This window comes from Glaesserella parasuis, from assembly GCF_017352235.1.
Lineage (GTDB): Bacteria > Pseudomonadota > Gammaproteobacteria > Enterobacterales > Pasteurellaceae > Glaesserella > Glaesserella parasuis.
On record NZ_CP071487.1, the window covers coordinates 1,066,413 to 1,085,789 of the forward strand.

At 40.6% G+C, this 19,377-nt stretch carries 19 protein-coding genes and 1 pseudogene; 12 read left to right on the forward strand and 8 right to left on the reverse strand.

Annotated elements, in window-relative coordinates; all coding sequences use genetic code 11:
• Window positions 1-33: 33 nt before the first annotated feature.
• Window positions 34-1,308 (reverse strand): multifunctional CCA addition/repair protein, encoded by a 1,275-nt coding sequence (locus J1G47_RS05390; RefSeq protein WP_207326825.1) that lies wholly within the window; start codon window positions 1,306-1,308, stop codon window positions 34-36.
• A 45-nt stretch (window positions 1,309-1,353) separates the two neighbouring features.
• Complete coding sequence (locus J1G47_RS05395; protein ID WP_160404810.1) at window positions 1,354-2,022, reverse strand: NAD(P)H-dependent oxidoreductase; 669 nt, start codon at window positions 2,020-2,022, stop codon at window positions 1,354-1,356.
• A gap of 77 nt (window positions 2,023-2,099) precedes the next feature.
• On the opposite strand from J1G47_RS05395, the gene J1G47_RS05400 reads away from it, so the two are divergent.
• Window positions 2,100-2,393 carry a YfcZ/YiiS family protein gene (locus J1G47_RS05400; RefSeq protein ID WP_160412978.1) on the forward strand — a complete coding sequence of 98 codons (294 nt, stop codon included), beginning with the start codon at window positions 2,100-2,102 and terminating at the stop codon, window positions 2,391-2,393.
• Between the two features lie 25 nt (window positions 2,394-2,418).
• Window positions 2,419-2,544 (forward strand): cupin domain-containing protein, encoded by a 126-nt coding sequence (locus J1G47_RS12035; RefSeq protein ID WP_021110628.1) that lies wholly within the window; start codon window positions 2,419-2,421, stop codon window positions 2,542-2,544.
• Between the two features lie 67 nt (window positions 2,545-2,611).
• On the opposite strand, the pseudogene J1G47_RS05410 reads toward J1G47_RS12035, so the two are convergent.
• The 5 genes and pseudogenes from J1G47_RS05410 to glnS all read right to left on the reverse strand — a co-directional run.
• Window positions 2,612-3,504: pseudogene (locus tag J1G47_RS05410) on the reverse strand (aspartate kinase); the annotation flags it as partial.
• Window positions 3,505-3,705: 201 nt separating this feature from the next.
• Entirely contained in the window at window positions 3,706-4,236 is a 531-nt protein-coding gene (locus J1G47_RS05415; RefSeq protein ID WP_020996958.1) for an RICIN domain-containing protein, read from the reverse strand.
• A gap of 10 nt (window positions 4,237-4,246) precedes the next feature.
• The gene (locus tag J1G47_RS05420) at window positions 4,247-5,080 is read right to left on the reverse strand and encodes a cytolethal distending toxin subunit B family protein (protein ID WP_160415865.1); all 834 of its coding nucleotides are present in this window, start codon (window positions 5,078-5,080) and stop codon (window positions 4,247-4,249) included.
• An 8-nt stretch (window positions 5,081-5,088) separates the two neighbouring features.
• Complete coding sequence (locus tag J1G47_RS05425; RefSeq protein ID WP_012621645.1) at window positions 5,089-5,769, reverse strand: cytolethal distending toxin subunit A/C; 681 nt, start codon at window positions 5,767-5,769, stop codon at window positions 5,089-5,091.
• Between the two features lie 115 nt (window positions 5,770-5,884).
• Entirely contained in the window at window positions 5,885-7,573 is a 1,689-nt protein-coding gene (gene glnS / locus J1G47_RS05430) for a glutamine--tRNA ligase (protein WP_207326826.1), read from the reverse strand.
• A 182-nt stretch (window positions 7,574-7,755) separates the two neighbouring features.
• On the opposite strand from glnS, the gene glpX reads away from it, so the two are divergent.
• The 10 genes from glpX (at window position 7,756) to tsf (ending at window position 18,579) form a co-directional block, all read left to right on the forward strand.
• Entirely contained in the window at window positions 7,756-8,754 is a 999-nt protein-coding gene (gene glpX, locus J1G47_RS05435) for a class II fructose-bisphosphatase (protein WP_021109444.1), read from the forward strand.
• 49 nt (window positions 8,755-8,803) lie between these two features.
• Window positions 8,804-10,534: a single-stranded-DNA-specific exonuclease RecJ gene (gene recJ / locus J1G47_RS05440; protein WP_207326827.1), complete on the forward strand. Its 1,731-nt coding sequence runs from the start codon at window positions 8,804-8,806 to the stop codon at window positions 10,532-10,534.
• Between the two features lie 128 nt (window positions 10,535-10,662).
• Window positions 10,663-11,508, forward strand: a complete 846-nt coding sequence (locus tag J1G47_RS05445) for an OmpA family protein (protein ID WP_010786858.1) — start codon at window positions 10,663-10,665, stop codon at window positions 11,506-11,508.
• A gap of 89 nt (window positions 11,509-11,597) precedes the next feature.
• Window positions 11,598-12,416: a pyridoxal phosphatase gene (locus J1G47_RS05450; RefSeq protein WP_010786857.1), complete on the forward strand. Its 819-nt coding sequence runs from the start codon at window positions 11,598-11,600 to the stop codon at window positions 12,414-12,416.
• A gap of 12 nt (window positions 12,417-12,428) precedes the next feature.
• Complete coding sequence (locus J1G47_RS05455; protein WP_005712269.1) at window positions 12,429-12,947, forward strand: GNAT family N-acetyltransferase; 519 nt, start codon at window positions 12,429-12,431, stop codon at window positions 12,945-12,947.
• Between the two features lie 111 nt (window positions 12,948-13,058).
• Window positions 13,059-13,946 carry a 4-hydroxy-tetrahydrodipicolinate synthase gene (gene dapA, locus J1G47_RS05460; protein ID WP_207326828.1) on the forward strand — a complete coding sequence of 296 codons (888 nt, stop codon included), beginning with the start codon at window positions 13,059-13,061 and terminating at the stop codon, window positions 13,944-13,946.
• Window positions 13,947-14,113: 167 nt separating this feature from the next.
• Window positions 14,114-15,616: a lysine--tRNA ligase gene (gene lysS, locus J1G47_RS05465; protein WP_075605688.1), complete on the forward strand. Its 1,503-nt coding sequence runs from the start codon at window positions 14,114-14,116 to the stop codon at window positions 15,614-15,616.
• Between the two features lie 207 nt (window positions 15,617-15,823).
• Window positions 15,824-16,597, forward strand: a complete 774-nt coding sequence (gene yaaA / locus J1G47_RS05470; protein WP_075592582.1) for a peroxide stress protein YaaA — start codon at window positions 15,824-15,826, stop codon at window positions 16,595-16,597.
• A 311-nt stretch (window positions 16,598-16,908) separates the two neighbouring features.
• On the forward strand, window positions 16,909-17,634 hold the full coding sequence (rpsB, locus tag J1G47_RS05475; RefSeq protein WP_012621651.1) for a 30S ribosomal protein S2: 726 nt from the start codon (window positions 16,909-16,911) through the stop codon (window positions 17,632-17,634).
• Between the two features lie 93 nt (window positions 17,635-17,727).
• On the forward strand, window positions 17,728-18,579 hold the full coding sequence (tsf, locus tag J1G47_RS05480) for a translation elongation factor Ts (RefSeq protein WP_012621652.1): 852 nt from the start codon (window positions 17,728-17,730) through the stop codon (window positions 18,577-18,579).
• 56 nt (window positions 18,580-18,635) lie between these two features.
• Here the strand turns inward: tsf and fdhD are convergent, their stop codons facing one another.
• Complete coding sequence (gene fdhD / locus J1G47_RS05485) at window positions 18,636-19,370, reverse strand: formate dehydrogenase accessory sulfurtransferase FdhD (RefSeq protein ID WP_404856622.1); 735 nt, start codon at window positions 19,368-19,370, stop codon at window positions 18,636-18,638.
• Between the last annotated feature and the right edge of the window lie 7 nt (window positions 19,371-19,377).

The window sequence follows — 19,377 nt, forward strand, 5'->3', positions numbered from 1 at the left end:
GAGAGTAGGGGATTAAAGCTACTTTATTTTTAGCTATGTTTTTGGCTTCTTACAGTTCAGTTTTTCCTCTTTCCTAGCTAGGATAACTAGCTGTCTTCTGTGATCAATTTCTCTTTTAATCCCCGCTTTCTCGAAGCCATCGTTAATCACCGCTTGAATATCCACTTCACAAGCGACTTGATAGAGCTGTTTTGCATAATCCGCTTGTGGATATTCCCGATTTTCAAAGCCCAAACGCCCTTTACTATCCGCTTCGCAAACCAATAAAAAATCAAAAAAACGTTCGGGTTTACGCCATACATCAAGTTTATTAAACAATTTCACCACGGTTTCAGGGCGTAGCTCTGTGATTTTATGGTTATGGGTGTGAAATTCCGTGACCAGTTTAGCGAATGCTTTAGTGTGAGCTTGCACTTTCAAGCGATTTGCCAGTTGCTCCGTTGGGGCAACGCCTTTCTGTTCGTGTCCATAATGATGGGGCAGAATATCCTTTGGGGTTAGAGCTTTGCCAAGATCGTGACAGAGTGCGGCAAATAACACACTTTCAGGATCATTTGCTTGAACCGCTAATTTTTTCGCCTGCTCCAAAACCATCAAGGTATGAATACCACTATCAATTTCAGGGTGATGTTTTTCAGGTTGTGGAACGCCAAAGAGTGCTTCCACTTCAGGAAATAGCACTTTCAATGCCCCGACTTCTCGTAGCACTTGGAAATAGATGTGTGGCGTGTCGGTGGCGAAGGCTTTTTGGGTTTCCAGCCAAACACGCTCCGCTGTTAAATGAGCTAACTCACCGCAAGCGGTCATTTCTTGCATTAATTTTACCGTTTCAGGAGCAATCCGAAATCCGAGAGAATAGAAGCGTGCGGCAAAGCGAGCCACACGCAACACCCGTAGCGGATCTTCGGCAAAGGCAGGGGAAACGTGGCGAAGCAGGCGATGTTTAAGATCGGCAATCCCCCCGTAAAAATCGTGGTAGTTGCCGTCAAGATCTTGAGCAATCGCATTAATCGTGAGATCTCGGCGGATTAAATCTTGCTCAAGGGTAACCTCAGGGGTAAAGTCGCAGATAAAATCGTTATAGCCGTTGCCGTTTTTGCGTTCGGTACGGGCAAGGGCGTATTCTTCTTTGGTTTTAGGGTGTAAAAATACAGGGAAATCGTTACCGACTTGTTGATAGCCTTGAGCTAAAAGCTGTTCGGGCGTTGCCCCAACAATCAACCAATCACGATCTTTGACTGCTAAGCCGAGCAGTTGATCCCGTACCGCACCACCGACAAGGTAGATATTTGTAGTGGATATTATCATAGGTATATTAATTCGGATATATTAGGATTGGTGTATTAAGAAGCATTATTCTATGTATTCCACCACATCAGAGATTGTTTGACGGGTCTTCGCTTTAGGTTCTACCGCACGATAACCAAAGGCGACCATCACACTAAGTTTATAGACTTTCGGATCATACAACCCTTTTTCGACAAAAAGCTGATCCATTTTTTCCAATGGAAAACCTTCAATCGCGGTGCTATCAATGCCAATCATTGCTGAAGCTGTTAGCATATTGGCTAATGCAATATAGCTTTGGCGACAAGCCCAGTGATAAAACGCCACAGGATCTTGGGTCAAGCCAAAATCCTTTTCACTGAAGTTACGATAAAAACCTTGACGCATTTTTAACGCTTCTTCAGGAATATGGTGAACATCTCGCATAATATGTTGTACATATTCACCGTCAGCAAGCAGAGTTTCAGGCTGACGAACAAGGATCACAACAAAATGACTACAATCCATCACCTTATCCTTTGCCCCCCACGCATTATCACGAATAAGCTCACGGATAGCGTGGTTTTCAATCACTAAAAATCGCCTCGGCTCAAAGCCAAAAGAACTTGGCGATAAACGCCCTGTTTCCAAAATAAATTGGAAATCTTCATCACTGATTTTTTTCGTTGGATCGTATTGCTTGCAAGCGTGGCGATAATGAAAGGCATCAAGAATAGCTTGTTTAGAAATAGACATAATTTGTTTCCCCTCAATGAATTGATTACCATATTATGATACGCTTTACTTAAATTTCAAAATATCAAGGAGTAAATATGTCAAAAACCTTTAGTGACCAAGCCGATTGTTGTGGTGGCATTTGCAAACCAAGTAGTACTTCTATGTTTGACAATGCCGACAGCACCATTGAATTAGCCCTTGTCTATCCAACTCAAGCAGACGCAGAACAAGGACTTGCTACATTAACAGCAAAAGCAAGAGAAGTTGAAAGCGAACCGTGCAATATCAGTAGCCAAATCAGCCAAACCGAAGATGGCTTTTTGTTACAAGCGAAATTCTTATTTAGTTGCCAAGCGGAAGCGGTGATTTTTCAGATGAAGTTGAGATAGCTCATGCTTATTGTATTAATGAAAAATGATGGACTATCTTGACCGCCTTATTGAACTTACCCAAATTCAAGGGGAAATTAATGTGCTGTGCCGTTTTAATGGTAATTGGCAAATTCCGCTGCCAAGGCGTGAAGTTGTTTTTCGTTCATAATAAAATACCTGTGTCTGAATGTATTATCTCAGAAACAGGTATTTACACAAATTGTGAGAGAGGCTCTTGGGCGAGGTTGTGGATCTCGAGTTACCCAAGTACCACCTTGTTCTGGGGCTTTACTTGAGCCAACATATACTGGAATATTGCTACGCACCGCAGGCAACAAGGTCGCTGGGTGTAAAACTTTCGCACCGAAGGTTGCCATTTCCGCGGCTTCGTTAAAGCTCATTGTATCAATACGTTTTGCAGCGGGTACAACACGAGGATCGGTGGTGTAAATGCCTGGCACATCAGTCCAAATTAACACATCATTTGCATTTAACACTTCGGCTAACAATGCTGCTGAATAGTCACTACCGCCACGTCCTAATGTGGTTGTTTTGCCTTCATCATCACGACCGATAAAGCCTTGAGTAATAGCTACTTTGCCTTCTGCAATTAATGGTTTAAGGATAGCATCTGATTGAGCTTGGGTTTTCTCATCATTTGGTGCGGCTTTGCCGTAATGGTTATTGGTGGCAACAATCTCTCTCACATCAACCCATACAGCAGGATAATTACGCTCTTTTAATAGCTGAGTGAAGATTTTAGTGGACATCATTTCGCCGTGGCAAATTAATTCATCAGTGAGGGCTGCCGAAGTCGCAAGGCTTGCAGAGAGGCTAGGGCTGAAACGTGTTCTAACAATGCGTCAATTTCTGCAGAAACTGCCGCAGGGTTTTGTAATTTTTCGATAATGTTATATTGAATGGTACGAACTGCCGCTAAAATTTCTTCACGACGCTCTGCTTCACAACCATTCGCCAGTTCAACTAAATAGTTTGTTACACCTGCGGAAGCAGATAACACAACAACCCGAGTATTTGCGTCTGCAGTAACGATATTTGCACAGGCAGACATTGCTTCAAAATTGGCAACGCTGGTTCCACCAAATTTAGCAACAGAAAGATGAGACATAAAAATTTCCTATAAATAAAATTGTGTTTGCAATGAAGTAAAAAAGATAGGAAATGGGATGTTTGGATGCAGGTTATGGCATACAAACCTTGCGTGTCAGTATCTGGTTGGCAGAGGAAAACGATAGATTTTTTTATGGCATTGAGGAAGGCACTGATTTGGAATTGGGGCTAATCAATTTAGCCCCTAAAAATTGTAATGTTATAATAACCTACTAGGCCCAAAAGGCGGAGCAATGATCCAAAGATGTTTTAGCGGAATATTGCTAGGTTCTGCTGAAGAAGTTCGCAAGCAGTTTTGAAAACCATAACTGCCATAATTCTCGCTGGTTAAACATTTTCCCGTATTGGGATCTGTCAGAATAAATGCCCCCGTATCGGTTGGGACTAACCTAAATAAAGTGTCTGTTTGTCCACAGGGTAAAGTACCACCATCTCCAACTAAACACCGATTTTCTTTACCAAATACTTGAAATTGAACGAACCGACGATTTTTAACAATAACATCAACAAGTCGCCACTGCACCTCTCTTGGATCATTGCGATCATAGCTACGATTAGATACAGGCTCCCCCGTATTTAAACTGCGTAAAGAGATAACAGGGGGCTTTATTTCAACAACATCAGGATAAGTTGATGGTGTTGGCGTAGGTGCAGGTGGCATCGGTGGTGTTTCTGCAAGGGAAAACTGGCATACTCCTAATGTCATCAATAAAGTAAAACGCTTTAGCATAACTTCCCCCTTAACGTTTTTTTACAAAGCTGACTGGGAAATGATCGGAGGTAATCTGCGATCTCATCTGATTAAACATAATACTGGCACTGACCGTCGTGTTTTGTGTGGTTTGATTCGCATTGTGTAACACTGCATAATCCAATACTCCACCAGAACGATGGGTAGGTTCCGTTGGTGCAACAATCAGTGTAGCATTACGCAGTCCAGGTTCAGAATCTAGAGCCTCTTGCATACGACCAGGAGCGCGATTGAAATCCCCTACCGCCATCCAATTAATATGTCGTCTTCCCTCAGTATTAAAGAACGTATGAATATTTTGAATCAAACTTAGTGAATCTGCTCCTCCAGATGAAAGAGCATGAATACTAAAGAAAGCATCGTCATCAATACGAATACCTATGGCTGGACGAGAAGTTAATACACTGGAACTGGAATTAATCACGAACACTTCGCTTGCCATACGACGAGCAATAATCGCAAGATTAACTCGATTTGCCCCGACATCTAAGCGAGAGTAATAGATATAAACATTATTTGGACGACTTCTTGTCCCTAAGTTCCATACATATTCATCAATCGGAAAGCCAACCCCCTCAGGCTGAACCATTCGGCGTGTATGAACGGCGGTAGATGGCAAAGAGCCTGCTTCTTGAACCATTAAAATACCTGCCGCTTGAGGCCCCGTCAAAAGCTGACGAACATTGATATTCCATTTACTTTCATTAATCGCAGAAGAACCTTGCAAGTTCCACGTTGCAACCGTATAGTTTTCCAAATTTGCCAAGGCAATTTGAGGAAGCAAATAACATACTAATGCTATAGCTCGATTAAATAACGTCATTTTTCCTCCTATAATGGATTAGCACTAAGTAATGGTGGTGTGAGATAGAACGTTTGATCGTGTAACGGTGTAATACGTTTATCATCACAACGATCCAAAGTCAGCGTAAAATAGCCAGTGGTACTCACCGCATTGTAAGTTAAGCAACGCTGCTGGGAAACACTTTTAATGAACACCGCTCCTGTCGAGGTTGGCAGTAACTCAAAATCTTGATCTAAATTATTTGGATCACAGCTATCTTGAATCACACCATTTCCATAAGCCTGCATACAAGATCCCATCTGCTGATTAGTAAAGCGGAAATGTTCTTGACGGAAGCTCCGCTCAATTCGCCAATTACGCAATTTGCCAAAATCTTGAGAATTAAGTGGCGGATACATCCAAAGCCAGCTACGACGATCAACAGACCACATCGTAATCACCGCCCCATTTTGTCCCATAATGCTGATAAAGTCGTTAAATTCGGCAGTATTTGATGGACTGGTTGCTAACAAATTGAGCGTTGGTGGGCCAGGCAGTTTTAACAGACTTGTTGGTAAAGGGGGCGTAGGGTTTAGCGTTTCCTCAAACAACGCCTGATCATCTTTTTTCTCTTCCTGTGGTTTTTGCGTTTTTTCACAACTACAACTGCAACCAAGTAAAGCACTTGTAAAAATAGCAAGTGAAGTTAGATATGTGAGCTTTCTCATTTATATCTCCTTGTGATAATTTGAGAAAATCTATAGTCAATGTTTACTTTGATCAAGAAAATTTACAAAATAAGCGAGCTATCCGCCCGCTTATTTGCTTATCTTATTTATAGCCTTAAAACGCTACGCTCTCTTTTAAACTTACCGTTAAGTTAAAGACAAGATTATCTGCACTGCCGTCTTTACTGTCTAAACAGTAATAGCCTTCACGTTCAAATTGATAACCTTGTTCTGCTTTTGCATTCGCTAAACTTGGCTCAACAAAACCTTGTTTAACCACTAACGATGTTGGATTTACCACAGAACAAATATCTTCTTCCGCACCTGGATTTGCAACGGTAAACAAGCGGTCGTAAATACGGAATTCCGCAGGTTTATTATGTACCGCAGACACCCAATGAATTACGCCTTTCACTTTTCGTCCGTCTGCAGGGTTTTTACCTAAGGTTTCAGGATCGTAGGTGCAATAAATTGTAGTGATCTTACCGCTTGCATCTTTTTCTACATGTTCCGCTTTAATCACATAAGCATTACGCAAACGCACTTCTTTGCCTAATACAAGACGTTTGTACTGTTTGTTTGCTTCTTCACGGAAGTCTGCTTCATCAATGTAAAGTTCACGGGTAAACGGCAATTCTCGGCTGCCAAGTTCTTCACGATTTGGGTGATTTGGTGCGGTTAGCCATTCTTCGCCTTCAAAGTTTTCAATCACAACTTTAACTGGGTTAATCACAGCCATTGCACGCGGTGCGTTGGTATTTAAGTCATTACGAATACAAGACTCTAATGCACTGTATTCCACCACGTTATCTTGTTTTGTTACACCAATACGGCGGCAGAATTCACGGATAGACCCAGGGGTATAGCCACGACGACGTAAGCCCGAAATTGTCGGCATACGAGGGTCGTTCCAACCATCAACAATACCGTCATTTACCAATTTCAACAGCTTACGTTTAGAGGTTAATGTGCCTTCTAAATTTAAACGTGAAAATTCATACTGATGCGGTAATGGACGTTCAATCGAAATGTTTTCTAATACCCAGTCATACAAACGGCGGTTATCTTGGAACTCCAATGTACAAATTGAGTGAGTAATACGCTCAATCGCGTCCGAAATACAGTGGGTAAAATCGTACATCGGGTAAATGCACCATTTATCGCCTGTTTGGTGGTGGCTCGCAAATTTGATACGATACAATACAGGGTCACGCATTACGATAAATGGTGAAGCCATATCAATTTTCGCACGCAAGCTCATTTTTCCTTCTTCGATTTCGCCGTTTTTCATTTTCTCGAATAACGCTAAGTTTTCTTCAATCGGGCGATCACGATATGGGCTGTTTTTACCTGGCTCAGTTAATGTACCACGATATTCACGCATTTCATCAGGCGATAGTTCATCAACATAGGCTAAACCTTTGTTAATTAATTCAATCGCATAGCCGTAAAGTTGATCGAAATAATCAGACGCATAACGTGGCTCACCTTCCCATTCAAAGCCTAACCATTTCACATCTTCTTTGATTGAATCAACGTATTCTACGTCTTCTTTAACAGGGTTAGTATCGTCAAAACGTAGGTTACATAAGCCTTTGTAATCTTCTGCAATCCCGAAGTTTAAGCAAATAGATTTTGCGTGACCGATATGCAAATAACCATTTGGTTCCGGTGGGAAACGAGTATAAACGTTATCATGTTTTCCTGAGGCTAAATCTTCATCAATAATATGGGTAATAAAGTTGGCTCGAACATCGTGATGTTCGTTGTTTAAGATTTCTTCGTTGCTCATATTTACTCTCATTTAATAAAAATATCATTGCATTCTACACTTGATTACGCTTAACGCAAAATGGTTCAAGTAATTACGATAAAAATTGACTAAAAAATCTCTAACGCCTACAATTTCATTCCGCACATAACTTCCTACAAGCGGTAGGATTCCTCAAAAATTTTGCAAACACATCTCTATTTAAGGAACCTAAAATGAAAAGATCCCTTTCTATCGAATTTTCCCGTGTAACAGAAGCGGCAGCACTGGCTGCATTTGCTTGGCTTGGTCGTGGTAATAAGAATGCTGCCGACGATGCTGCAGTAAAAGCCATGCGTTTTTTGTTGAATCAAATGGAAATTCGTGGTGAAGTGGTTATTGGCGAGGGGGAAATTGATCAGGCTCCAATGCTTTATATCGGTGAAAAAATCGGTTTATGCCGTCCTGAAGATGAAGAAGTCAGCATTGCGGTTGATCCGATTGATGGTACTCGTATGACAGCGATGGGGCAAGCGAATGCATTATCGGTATTAGCTGCGGGGGGAAAAGAAACTTTCTTACAAGCCCCTGATATGTATATGGAAAAATTGGTAGTTGGCAGTGAAGCTAAAGGTATGATCGATTTAAGCCTTCCTATTGAGCAAAATCTACGTCGTGTTGCCTCTAAAAAAGGAAAATTACTTTCTCAACTAACCGTTGCGGTGCTAGATAAACCACGCCATAAAGACGTTATTGCTGAAATGCAAAAATTAGGTATTCGTGTGATGGCGATTCCTGATGGTGATGTGGCTGCAGCAGTTCAGTGCTGTTTACCTGAAGCAGATTTAGATATGTTATATGGCATTGGTGGTGCTCCAGAGGGTGTCGTGGCTGCGGCAGCAGTTCGTGCTTTAGGCGGTGATATGCAAGCGAGATTAATTCCACGGAACCAAGTTAAAGGTAATTCCTTAGAGAATTTTGCTTATGCGGAAAAAGAGATAAATCGTTGCGAAGCATTGAATGTACCGATTAATGAAATATTGAAGCTTGAAGATCTAGTTAGAGATGATAATTTAGTTTTTTCTGCGACTGGGATTACTTCAGGAGATTTGCTTAAGGGTATTCTACGTCAAGGAAATTTAGCAGTGACAGAGACCTTACTTATTCGAGGACGTTCTCGTACTATTCGTAAAATTCAGTCTTATCATTATCTAGATCGTAAGCAAACGGAATGATATCTACTTTAAAGCATGGATAAATATTATTACAACTAAGTTTGGTTTTATGCAGAAATTAGTCCAACGTCGTCCCCAATTAACAGAACAACGATTATCAGAAAATCCTCTATTAAACCGTATCTATCAAAGTCGAGGGGTAAAAAGCCCTGCAGAGTTGGATTTATCTCTCAAAGGTTTACATCACCCTAAAGGGCTTGCCAATATGGAACAAGCCGTGGATTTACTGTTAGACAGTTTAACTCGACAAGATCGGATTGTGATTGTGGGGGATTTTGACGCAGATGGTGCAACCAGTACCGCTTTGGCGATTTTGGCGCTACGGCAGTTCGGTTTTCAGCAGGTTGATTATTTAATCCCTGATCGCTTTTCACAAGGCTATGGCTTAAGCCTTAGTGTTGCGGAAATGGTCATGGCAAAAGGGGCAGATTTTGTTTTAACGGTAGATAATGGCATTTCTTCTTTTGAAGGGATTGCTTTACTTAAAGCTCAAGGGATTCGGGTTCTTGTAACCGATCACCATTTACCTGCAGACAGCCTGCCAAATGCAGATGCAATGGTAAACCCAAATCTGGCCGCTTGTACTTTTCCCTCAAAGTCTTTGGCAGGTGTCGGGGTGATTTTCTATGTGATGATGGCTCTGCGAGCTAAAATGCGTGAGCTTGGGCATTTCAAAGAGAAAGAGCCTAACATTGCAGAATTACTAGATCTTGTTGCTTTAGGAACAGTAGCGGATGTTGTTCCGCTTGATCACAATAATCGCATTTTGGTTAATCAGGGTTTAAATCGTATTCGTTCAGGGCATTGCCGAGTGGGGATCCAAGCATTGGCAGAAGTGGCTAAACGAGATCTCTATGCTTTGCAAGCCAGTGATCTAGGGTTTGCCATTGCCCCAAGATTAAATGCGGCTGGGCGATTAGAGAATATGTCTTTAGGTGTAGAGCTATTGATTTCCGATAATCTCGCTTTAGCTCGTCAATTTGCCTTAGAGCTGGACTCATTAAATCAGACTCGTAAAGAATTTGAGCAAGAGATGAAAGCGGAAGCCTTAGCCCTTTGTGCTAAGTTGCCAACGCTCTCTCAGCAAAATCAAGCACAAGGTATCGTGTTATACCAACCTGATTGGCATCAGGGAGTGATTGGCATCTTGGCTTCTCGCATTAAAGATCAGTTTCACCGTCCTGTTATTGCATTTGCTCAGGAAAGTGATGATAGTGAATATTTAAAAGGATCTGCTCGTTCTATTGCTGGGCTGCATATGCGAGATTTATTAGAACGTATCGATGCTAAATATGATAATTTGATTGTCAAGTTTGGCGGACACGCAATGGCGGCCGGTTTGACCATTCATCAAGATCATTTAGCTCAATTTCAAACTGTATTTGACGAAACCGTGAACGAAGTTGCAGAACCTGAATGGTTACAAGGTGTGATTTATACAGACGGCGAGTTGTTAGCCGATGAATTTAATCTAGCAACGGCAGAACTACTCAAACAAGCGGGGCCTTGGGGGCAACATTTTCCAGAACCGACTTTTGAGGGACGGTTTCGTATCTTGCAACAGAAACTTCTGGCTGGAAAACATCTGAAAATGATGGTGGAAAATGAATATGGTACGCTATTCGATGCAATCTGGTTTAATGTTGATGTAAAATGCTATCCTGATTTATCTATTAAACAGGCAACATTTGTTTATAAATTGGATATTAATGAATTTAGGGGAGGAAAAAACCTCCAACTACTTATTGAATATTTATTAGAAGATGATCAATTCAAATAAAAAAAGATAGAATAAGACGATTTTGTGTAGTAGAATCATGCTAGGTTTTTATTATAGAAAGAAGTATAGATATTTCTGATAATATTCTATACTAAGAGATAGTTAATTTGACATTTAAGGGATAAAGAATGAAAAAAACAATTTTTTTTCGTGGAGTATTATCGGCTATAGCGATTACAATTACTGCTTGTGGTAGTTTGAGTAAGGTGTCCGATGAGGGTACAACAGAAAAACCGGTATTTCCAAAAATTCCGGAATCAAAATTTAATCATGATGGCTCTCAATTTGGATCATGGCCGAATTGGGAAAATGTTCGTCAAATTGAAAAAGGGATGAACAAAGATCAGCTTTATAATTTGATTGGTCCCCCTCATTTTTCTGAAGGACTTTATGAAGTACATGAGTGGGACTATGCTTTTAACTATAGAGAAAAGGGCGTGCACAAAATTTGTCAATTCAAAATTTTGTTTGATAAAAATATGAATGCGCAAAGTTTCTTTTGGTATCCAAATGGTTGTAATGGTAATTCTTCATTTAATTTAGTTGGTGATTTCCTCTTTGATTTTGATAAAGATATATTAACTACAAAGGGCAGAGAGGTTGTTGATGATGTTGCAGAACAATTAAAATCTTCAGGTGCAGAGAAGGTTAAACTTGTGGGTTACGCTGATCGCCTAGGTTCTGAGGAATATAACTTAGATTTGTCACAACGTCGTGCTAATATGGTTAAAGCTCGTTTAGTAGAGCAAGGTATTAAAGTGCCGATTGAGGCTGTTGGTTATGGTAAAGCAAACCAAGTTAAAGCTTGTGATGGTGAATCAGGTCAAGCATTACGTGACTGTTTACGTCCAAACCGTCGTGTGGAAATTACAGCTAATGGTGGTGTATTAAAACAGAACGAAAGTGGTAATGTTGCAGGTCCTCAAGGCCCAGCTCCGCTTTATCAAACTCCTTCATATAATCCAGCTAAATAATTTGCTGCTTTGATGTTTATGACGTAGTAAAATAAAAGGGTCAATTCGTAAGGGAGTGACCCTTTTTTTGTTTTATAAGGAGCGAAGTAATGTCTTATCAAGCGATTGCATTCGACCTTGACGGCACACTGCTGTCAAGTCAAGGCACCATTTTAGAATCAAGTAAAAAAGCAATTAAGCAAGCACAAGAGAAAGGACTAAAGGTTTATATTGTAACGGGTCGTCATCATACGGCGGTACTTCCTTATTATGCAGAACTTGGGTTAGATACCCCTGTTGTCTGTTGTAACGGGACTTATTTGTATGATTTTCAGAATGATAAAGTGTTATCGGCTAACCCGTTAGGTAATGCATTGGCAGAAAAGTTAATTCATTCAGCAAAAGCAGAAGGGATTCATGTTGCTGTTTATACTCGTGATGCGATGACCTACGAAGTGTTAAATGCACATTTCACCAAATTCTTAAAATGGGTGGCAAGTTGTCCAGAAAATGTTCGTCCTAATGTGTATCAAGCCGAAAATTTCCAAACCTTTATTGATAATGGCACAACCATTTGGAAAGTGTTAATTAGCGATCCTAACCTAGAGAAAATGCAAAAATTTGTCGAAACATTACCGCTTGAGGTGAGTGCTGAATGGTCTTGGGTAGATCGTGTCGATATTACTAAAGCAGGAAATAGTAAAGGGGCTTGTTTGGCAGAGTTATTAAAACGAGAACAAATTGATCCAGAGAATGTGATTGCCTTTGGTGATAATTTTAACGACATTAGTATGTTAAAACTGGTTGGTATGGGGATTGCAATGGGCGAATCAGAGCTGGAAGTCCAGCAAAGTGCGAAAAAAGTGATCGGCTCAAATAACGAAGACAGTATTGCTCAAACGCTAAATGAATTATTACAGCTAAATTAAAAGGATCTATGAATGCATATTCGCAAATCAGTTGAAACGGATTTTGATGCTATTTTAGCCATTTATAATCAAGCGATTCCGACTCACCAAATGACTGCAGATCTTTATTTTGCAACAAGAGAAACACGCAAAGCGTGGTTTGAATTTCATCTATCTAGTGAGAAATATCCCTTATGGACAGTGGAAGATGAAAATGGTGTAATCGGCTGGTTTAGCTTTTCCCCATATTATGAACGCCCTGCGTTTGTGCATACTTCAGAAATCAGCCTTTACCTTGATGAAAAAGCAAAGGGTAAAGGTTATGGCTCAAAAATTATCCAGTATATGCAAGATAAGATGCTAGAGCATGGGATTCATACTTTGATGGCGTATGTTTTTGAATTAAATCAAGTAAGTATGAATTTAATGAAAAAACACGGCTTTGAGTGTTGGGGGCGTTTTCCAAATATTGCGAATATGGGGAAAGACAGCGATGGTAATGAAAAATGGCGAACACTTGTAATGATGTCTTATCAAAAGGGCATTGAATAGCGGTAGGATTTTAGAAAAAATTTGCAATTTTGGTGGAAAACATTTGCATATTGAAGCCGAATTTTGCAAGCTATCGTATTATTTAACAAAAAAGATATACAGGAGAAAATTATGTCAAAACCTCTTTTTTCAGGCAGTATTGTGGCTTTGATTACCCCAATGAAACACGGAGAAATTGACTTTGATGGATTAAAAGAGTTAGTCGAGTTTCATATTAAAGCGGAGACACACGCTATCGTTTCTGCTGGTACAACGGGTGAATGTAGCACATTAAGTATTGACGAAAATGTGAAAGTGATTAAGAAAACCGTTGAATTTGCAGCAGGACGCATTCCTGTTATTGCAGGTACAGGTTCAAACGCAACAAGTGAAGCAATTACAATGACAAAATTGCTTGCAGACAGTGGTGTTGCTGGCTGTTTGAGTGTTGTACCTTACTACAATAAACCAACCCAAGAAGGTTTATATCAACATTATAAAGCGATTGCAGAATGCACATCGTTACCTCAAATTTTATATAACGTGCCAGGTCGTACGGGAACAGATTTAAAACCTGAAACAATCGCACGCTTAGCCAAAATTCCAAATATCGTTGCGGTGAAAGAGGCAACTGGTGATCTAAGCCGTGTTGCACAAATCAAAGCACTTGCTGGCGAAGATTTTATCTTCTTAAGTGGCGATGATGCGACTGGTTTAGAATCAATGAAATTAGGTGGGCAAGGTGTGATTTCTGTAACTAATAACCTAGCTGCGGCAGATATGGCAAAAATGTGCGAACTTGCTCTTGAAGGTAAATTTGATGAAGCAGAAGAGATCAACCAACGCTTAATGGATTTACATACAAATCTGTTTGTTGAGGGCAACCCGATTCCAGTGAAATGGGCAGCTCATAAAATGGGATTAATTAGTGATCCGTGCTTACGTTTACCGCTTACAGTATTATCTGAACAGTATCATCCAGTAATTACTGCAGCATTACAAAAAGCACAATTAATCTAAAATGTTCTAAGTCAAGGTTGGTTTTCCAGCCTTGATTTTTTTGTAAAAACTTAGCGGATCTTACCGCTTGTTTTCTACCAAAATCTTCCAAAATCGCTTATAATCTCGCCCTTTCAAACTTAAATGAATTAAACCGAATTTATTTTTAAAAATCTTAAGGTAATACAATGTCAGAAGTCGAAAACCAAGAATTAGATCTCAATGGCGAAATGATTGCTCGCCGTGAAAAATTAGCTCAGTTGCGTGAGCGTGGTAATCCGTTCCCGAACACATTCCGTCGTGAAGATAAAGCTGAAGATCTTCACGCAAAATATGATGAAGTTGATGGCGAAGCACTTAAAGCTAAAGAAATTCCTACGGTAGTTGCAGGGCGTATTATGTTACGTCGTGTGATGGGTAAAGCGACATTTGTTACTATCCAAGATGTAAGTGGTCAGATCCAGCTTTATGTTGCACGTGATAATTTGCCTGAAGGTGAATATGAAAACACGGTGGGTTTATTAGATTTAGGCGATATTATCGGCGTAAAAGGCACACTATTTAAAACCAAAACAGGTGAATTAACCGTTCGTGCAGCTGAATTACAACTGCTAACCAAAGCACTTCGTCCGTTACCAAATAAACATAAAGGCTTAACAGACCAAGAAACTCGCTATCGTCAGCGTTATTTAGATCTTATTGCGAACGAAGAATCTCGCCGTGCCTTTGTTATCCGCTCAAAAGTGGTATCAGGTATCCGTCAATTCTTCTTAGAGAAAGATTTTATCGAAGTGGAAACGCCGATGTTGCAGGTGATCCCAGGTGGCGCAGCGGCAAAACCCTTTATTACTCACCATAACGCATTAGATGTGGATATGTATCTGCGTATCGCTCCAGAGCTTTACTTAAAACGCCTTGTGGTTGGCGGTTTTGAGCGTGTATTCGAGTTAAACCGTAACTTCCGTAACGAAGGGGTGTCTGTTCGTCACAATCCTGAATTTACGATGATTGAATACTACCAAGCCTATGCAGATTACCACGATTTAATGGATAACACCGAAGAATTATTACGCAAATTAGCCTTAGATATTTTAGGTACAACGACCGTGCCTTACGGCGAATATGTGTTTGATTTCGGTAAACCGTTTGAACGTATCACAATGCACGAAGCGATTGTGAAATATGGCAACGGTATTTCAATGGACGACCTACACGATTTCGACAAAGCAGTGGCAATTGCAAAAGGCTTAAATATCGAAATCCAAAAATCGTGGGGTTTAGGTTCTATCGTCAATGCGATTTTTGAAGAAGTAGCAGAGCATCAATTAATTCAGCCGACCTTCTTAATGGCTCACCCAGCGGAAATTTCACCGCTTGCACGCCGTAATGATGAAAATCCAGAAGTGACAGACCGTTTTGAATTATTTATCGGCGGACGTGAAATCGGTAACGGCTTCTCAGAATTAAATGATGCTGAAGATCAAGCGGAACGTTTCCAAGCACAAGTTGCAGCAAAAGAGGCGGGTGATGATGAAGCGATGTTCTACGATGACGATTTCGTTGTCGCCCTTGAACACGGTTTACCACCAACAGCAGGCGAAGGCTTAGGTATCGACCGCTTAGCGATGATTTTCGCTAACGCACCGTCAATCCGTGATGTGATCCTATTCCCAGCAATGCGTCAGAAATAGGTTTAAACAAGTGGGGACACACTGCGTGTGTCCGTAATAAAAATATTCAAAGTGATTGTAGGGACGCCACGCTTGGCGTCCATTACAAAGACGAAGTGTGACTTATATAAATAGACGCCAAGCGTGGCGTCCCTACTTTTATAATAATCCGTTGGGACACACGCAGTGTGTCCCAACTGTGTTACCTGCCACATATTTGAGGTCAAAATGCTTGCCATTATTTCCCCAGCTAAAACCCTTGATTTTGAAACTAAAATTGACGGATTTGTATTTTCTCAGCCTGAACTAACCGCTTACAGCCAGCAATTAATTGATATTTGCAAACAATTTTCCCCTGCAGAAGTGGCATCATTGATGTCAATTAGCGACAAACTGGCAAGCCTAAATGTTGCTCGCTTTGCCGAATGGACAATGGAACACAATGAGCAAAACGCCAAAGCGGCATTATTTGCTTTTAAAGGTGATGTTTATACGGGCTTAGAAGCAGAAACACTAACCAATGCTGAAATCGACTATGCTCAACGCCATTTGCGTATGTTATCGGGGCTATATGGCTTATTAAAACCTTTAGATTTAATGCAGCCGTACCGTTTAGAAATGGGAACGAAATTGGCTAACCCAAAAGGCAAAGATTTATATCACTTTTGGGATAACATCATTACTCAACATCTCCAGCAAGCTATTGATGCACAAGAAGATAACATCTTAGTCAATCTTGCGTCCGATGAATACTTCGGGGCGGTGCAAGCGGAGAGATTAACCGCAAAAATTGTCAAACCCGTTTTCTTAGACGAAAAGAATGGCAAATACAAAGTGATTAGCTTTTATGCGAAAAAAGCTCGTGGAATGATGGTGCGGTTTATGTTGCAAACCCAGCCAACCAGCATTGAACAGCTTAAAGACTTTAATTACGGCGGTTATTGGTTTGAGGAAACGGCTTCAACAGAAACCGAACTGGTATTTAAACGTGAGGAACAATAGCATAATGTTACGAAACTAGTTGTTATTCTATTGGAATAATTTCTTAATATATAAATTTTCAAAATCTTGTACATGTTTTATTGAAAAGTGCTGGTTTTTTGCTTCAGATTCAAGTAGAATCCGCCCGTTTTTTGTCCTTACAGATTAATGTAGGCAAAAACATTTTATTTTTTATTCACTAAATCACACACATATCACAAACTAAACATCGGGGTGCTGTTTTTCTATTAAGAGAAACGGTCGATGACTTAGGATATGTGGAGGCAAAACCCTTCTGCAGTAGCAGAAACAACAAAAAGGAAACAATTCTTATGGCACAAGTATCTATGCGCGATATGCTTAACGCAGGCGTTCACTTCGGTCACCAAACTCGTTACTGGAACCCACAAATGAAACCTTACATTTTCGGTGCTCGTAACGGTGTTCATATCATCAACTTAGAGAAAACATTACCATTATTCAACGATGCATTAGCAGAGTTAACCCGCATTGCAAGCAACAACGGTAAAATTCTTTTCGTTGGTACCAAACGTGCGGCGTCTGACGCAGTAAAAGCAGCAGCAGTAGAAAGCCAACAATTCTATGTCAACCACCGTTGGTTAGGTGGTATGTTGACTAACTGGAAAACTGTTCGTCAATCAATCAAACGCTTAAAAGATTTAGAAGCGCAATCACAAGACGGTACTTTCGACAAATTAACGAAGAAAGAAGCATTAGACCGTACTCGTGATATGGCTAAACTTGAATTAAGCTTAGGCGGTATCAAAGATATGGCTGGTCTTCCTGATGCAATTTTCGTTATCGGTGCAGACTACGAGCATATCGCAATCAAAGAAGCAAATAACTTAGGTATTCCTGTATTTGCTATCGTTGATACTAACGCAAGCCCAGCTGGCGTAAACCACGTTATCCCAGGTAACGATGACGCAGCGCGTGCGATCCAACTTTACTTAGATGCAGCAGTAGCAGCAATCAAAGAAGGTCGTGGTCAAGAAACCGTTGCTGCTGAATTTGTTGCAGAAGAAGCGGCTGAGTAATCGTCTTTAAGGCAAGCCCTTAAAACACATTCAACATTGTGAAGCAGGGGCAACATACCCCTGCTTTTTTATCTATTAAGAGAGGAATAAAAAATGGCTGAAATTACAGCAGCATTAGTAAAAGAACTTCGTGAGCGTACTGGCGCTGGTATGATGGAATGTAAAAAAGCGTTAGTAGAAGCAAACGGTGATATCGAATTAGCTATCGACAATATGCGTAAATCAGGTCAAGCGAAAGCAGCGAAAAAAGCAGGTCGTGTGGCAGCTGAAGGTGTTATCCTTGCTCGTATCGGTGCAGGTTTCGGTGTGTTAGTTGAAATGAACTGCGAAACTGACTTCGTAGCAAAAGATGCCGGTTTCGTTGGTTTAGCAAACGAAGTTGCAGATTATGCTCTTGCAAACAAAGGTACATCAATCGAAGCATTACAAGCACAATTTGAAGAAAAACGTGCGGCATTGGTAGCTAAAATTGGTGAGAACATGAACATCCGTCGTGTTCAATACTTAGAAGGTCAAGTGATTGCACAATACTTACACGGTGCGAAAATCGGTGTATTAGTAGCTGGTCAAGGTGCTGAAGAAGAACTTAAGAAAGTTGCAATGCACGTTGCTGCGTCTAAACCTGATTTCGTAAACCCAGAAGATGTTTCTGCGGAAGTCGTTGCTAAAGAGCGTGAAATCCAAATTGAAATCGCAATGAACTCTGGTAAACCAAAAGAAATCGCAGAGAAAATGGTTGAAGGTCGTATGGCGAAATTCACTGGCGAAGTTTCATTAACAGGTCAGCCATTCGTTATGGATCCGTCACAAACTGTAGGTGCTTACTTAAAATCAGTAAATGCTTCAGTAACTAACTTCGTTCGTTTAGAAGTAGGTGAAGGCATTGAGAAAGTTGAAGAAGATTTCGCAGCAGAAGTTGCTAAAATCACTGGCGGTAACGCTTAATTTCTCTTTGAGATAAAATAACATCCGCATGTTTTGTATGCGGATGTTATTATGGGTTATTTAATAAAATACAAACGATTACCCCCCGAATAGACTGTTGCCTTTCCTTTTCGAGTAAAAGCGAGTAGTGTAAAGTCGTTTTCCCTTGCGATATTGACTGCCATTTCAGTGGTAGCCGAAATCGCACAAAGCATTTCAATACCACAAGCTAAACATTTTTGTACCATTTCAAAACTGGCTCTGCTTGTGACAAACACAAAGCCAAGTGGGGCATTTTCTTTTGCATACCAGCCTAACAGTTTATCTAAGGCAACGTGTCGCCCTACATCTTCTCTGATAGCTAAGAGTGTGCCGTCAGGGCTAAAAAAAGCGGCTGCGTGGCTTGCTCCTGTTTCTTTAGCAAGAGTTTGAGCCTGTTCTAATTGAGCCAAACAATCATCTAAAATCAAAGGGGAAATGTTTGACAAGCGGTGCGATTGTGGAAAAGTTTGGTAACTCTGTTTGACTTGTTCAAGTTGTTCAACCCCACAGATGCCACAGCCTGTTCTGCCTGCCATTGAACGACGTTTCTCTTTCAATTGAGTGAATTGACGAGTGGAAATTTCCATTTGGATTTCGATGCCGTTACAACTTTCAACAATGTCTAAGCCGTAGAGGTCGCTTTTCTGTTTTAAAATCCCTTCGGCAAGGGAAAAACCTAAGGCAAAATCGGCTAAATTGTCGGGGGTACACATCATAACTGTATGTGAAATTCCATTATAAACGAGAGCCACAGGCACTTCTCTGATGATATTATCT

Bases quoted from the DNA above. Each gene is read 5' to 3' on its own strand.
- J1G47_RS05390 (WP_207326825.1), bottom strand. From the start codon at position 1,308: ATGATAATATCCACTACAAATATCTACCTTGTCGGTGGTGCGGTACGG.
- J1G47_RS05395 (WP_160404810.1), bottom strand. From the start codon at position 2,022: ATGTCTATTTCTAAACAAGCTATTCTTGATGCCTTTCATTATCGCCAC.
- J1G47_RS05400 (WP_160412978.1), top strand. From the start codon at position 2,100: ATGTCAAAAACCTTTAGTGACCAAGCCGATTGTTGTGGTGGCATTTGC.
- J1G47_RS12035 (WP_021110628.1), top strand. From the start codon at position 2,419: ATGATGGACTATCTTGACCGCCTTATTGAACTTACCCAAATTCAAGGG.
- J1G47_RS05415 (WP_020996958.1), bottom strand. From the start codon at position 4,236: ATGCTAAAGCGTTTTACTTTATTGATGACATTAGGAGTATGCCAGTTT.
- J1G47_RS05420 (WP_160415865.1), bottom strand. From the start codon at position 5,080: ATGACGTTATTTAATCGAGCTATAGCATTAGTATGTTATTTGCTTCCT.
- J1G47_RS05425 (WP_012621645.1), bottom strand. From the start codon at position 5,769: ATGAGAAAGCTCACATATCTAACTTCACTTGCTATTTTTACAAGTGCT.
- glnS (WP_207326826.1), bottom strand. From the start codon at position 7,573: ATGAGAGTAAATATGAGCAACGAAGAAATCTTAAACAACGAACATCAC.
- glpX (WP_021109444.1), top strand. From the start codon at position 7,756: ATGAAAAGATCCCTTTCTATCGAATTTTCCCGTGTAACAGAAGCGGCA.
- recJ (WP_207326827.1), top strand. From the start codon at position 8,804: ATGCAGAAATTAGTCCAACGTCGTCCCCAATTAACAGAACAACGATTA.
- J1G47_RS05445 (WP_010786858.1), top strand. From the start codon at position 10,663: ATGAAAAAAACAATTTTTTTTCGTGGAGTATTATCGGCTATAGCGATT.
- J1G47_RS05450 (WP_010786857.1), top strand. From the start codon at position 11,598: ATGTCTTATCAAGCGATTGCATTCGACCTTGACGGCACACTGCTGTCA.
- J1G47_RS05455 (WP_005712269.1), top strand. From the start codon at position 12,429: ATGCATATTCGCAAATCAGTTGAAACGGATTTTGATGCTATTTTAGCC.
- dapA (WP_207326828.1), top strand. From the start codon at position 13,059: ATGTCAAAACCTCTTTTTTCAGGCAGTATTGTGGCTTTGATTACCCCA.
- lysS (WP_075605688.1), top strand. From the start codon at position 14,114: ATGTCAGAAGTCGAAAACCAAGAATTAGATCTCAATGGCGAAATGATT.
- yaaA (WP_075592582.1), top strand. From the start codon at position 15,824: ATGCTTGCCATTATTTCCCCAGCTAAAACCCTTGATTTTGAAACTAAA.
- rpsB (WP_012621651.1), top strand. From the start codon at position 16,909: ATGGCACAAGTATCTATGCGCGATATGCTTAACGCAGGCGTTCACTTC.
- tsf (WP_012621652.1), top strand. From the start codon at position 17,728: ATGGCTGAAATTACAGCAGCATTAGTAAAAGAACTTCGTGAGCGTACT.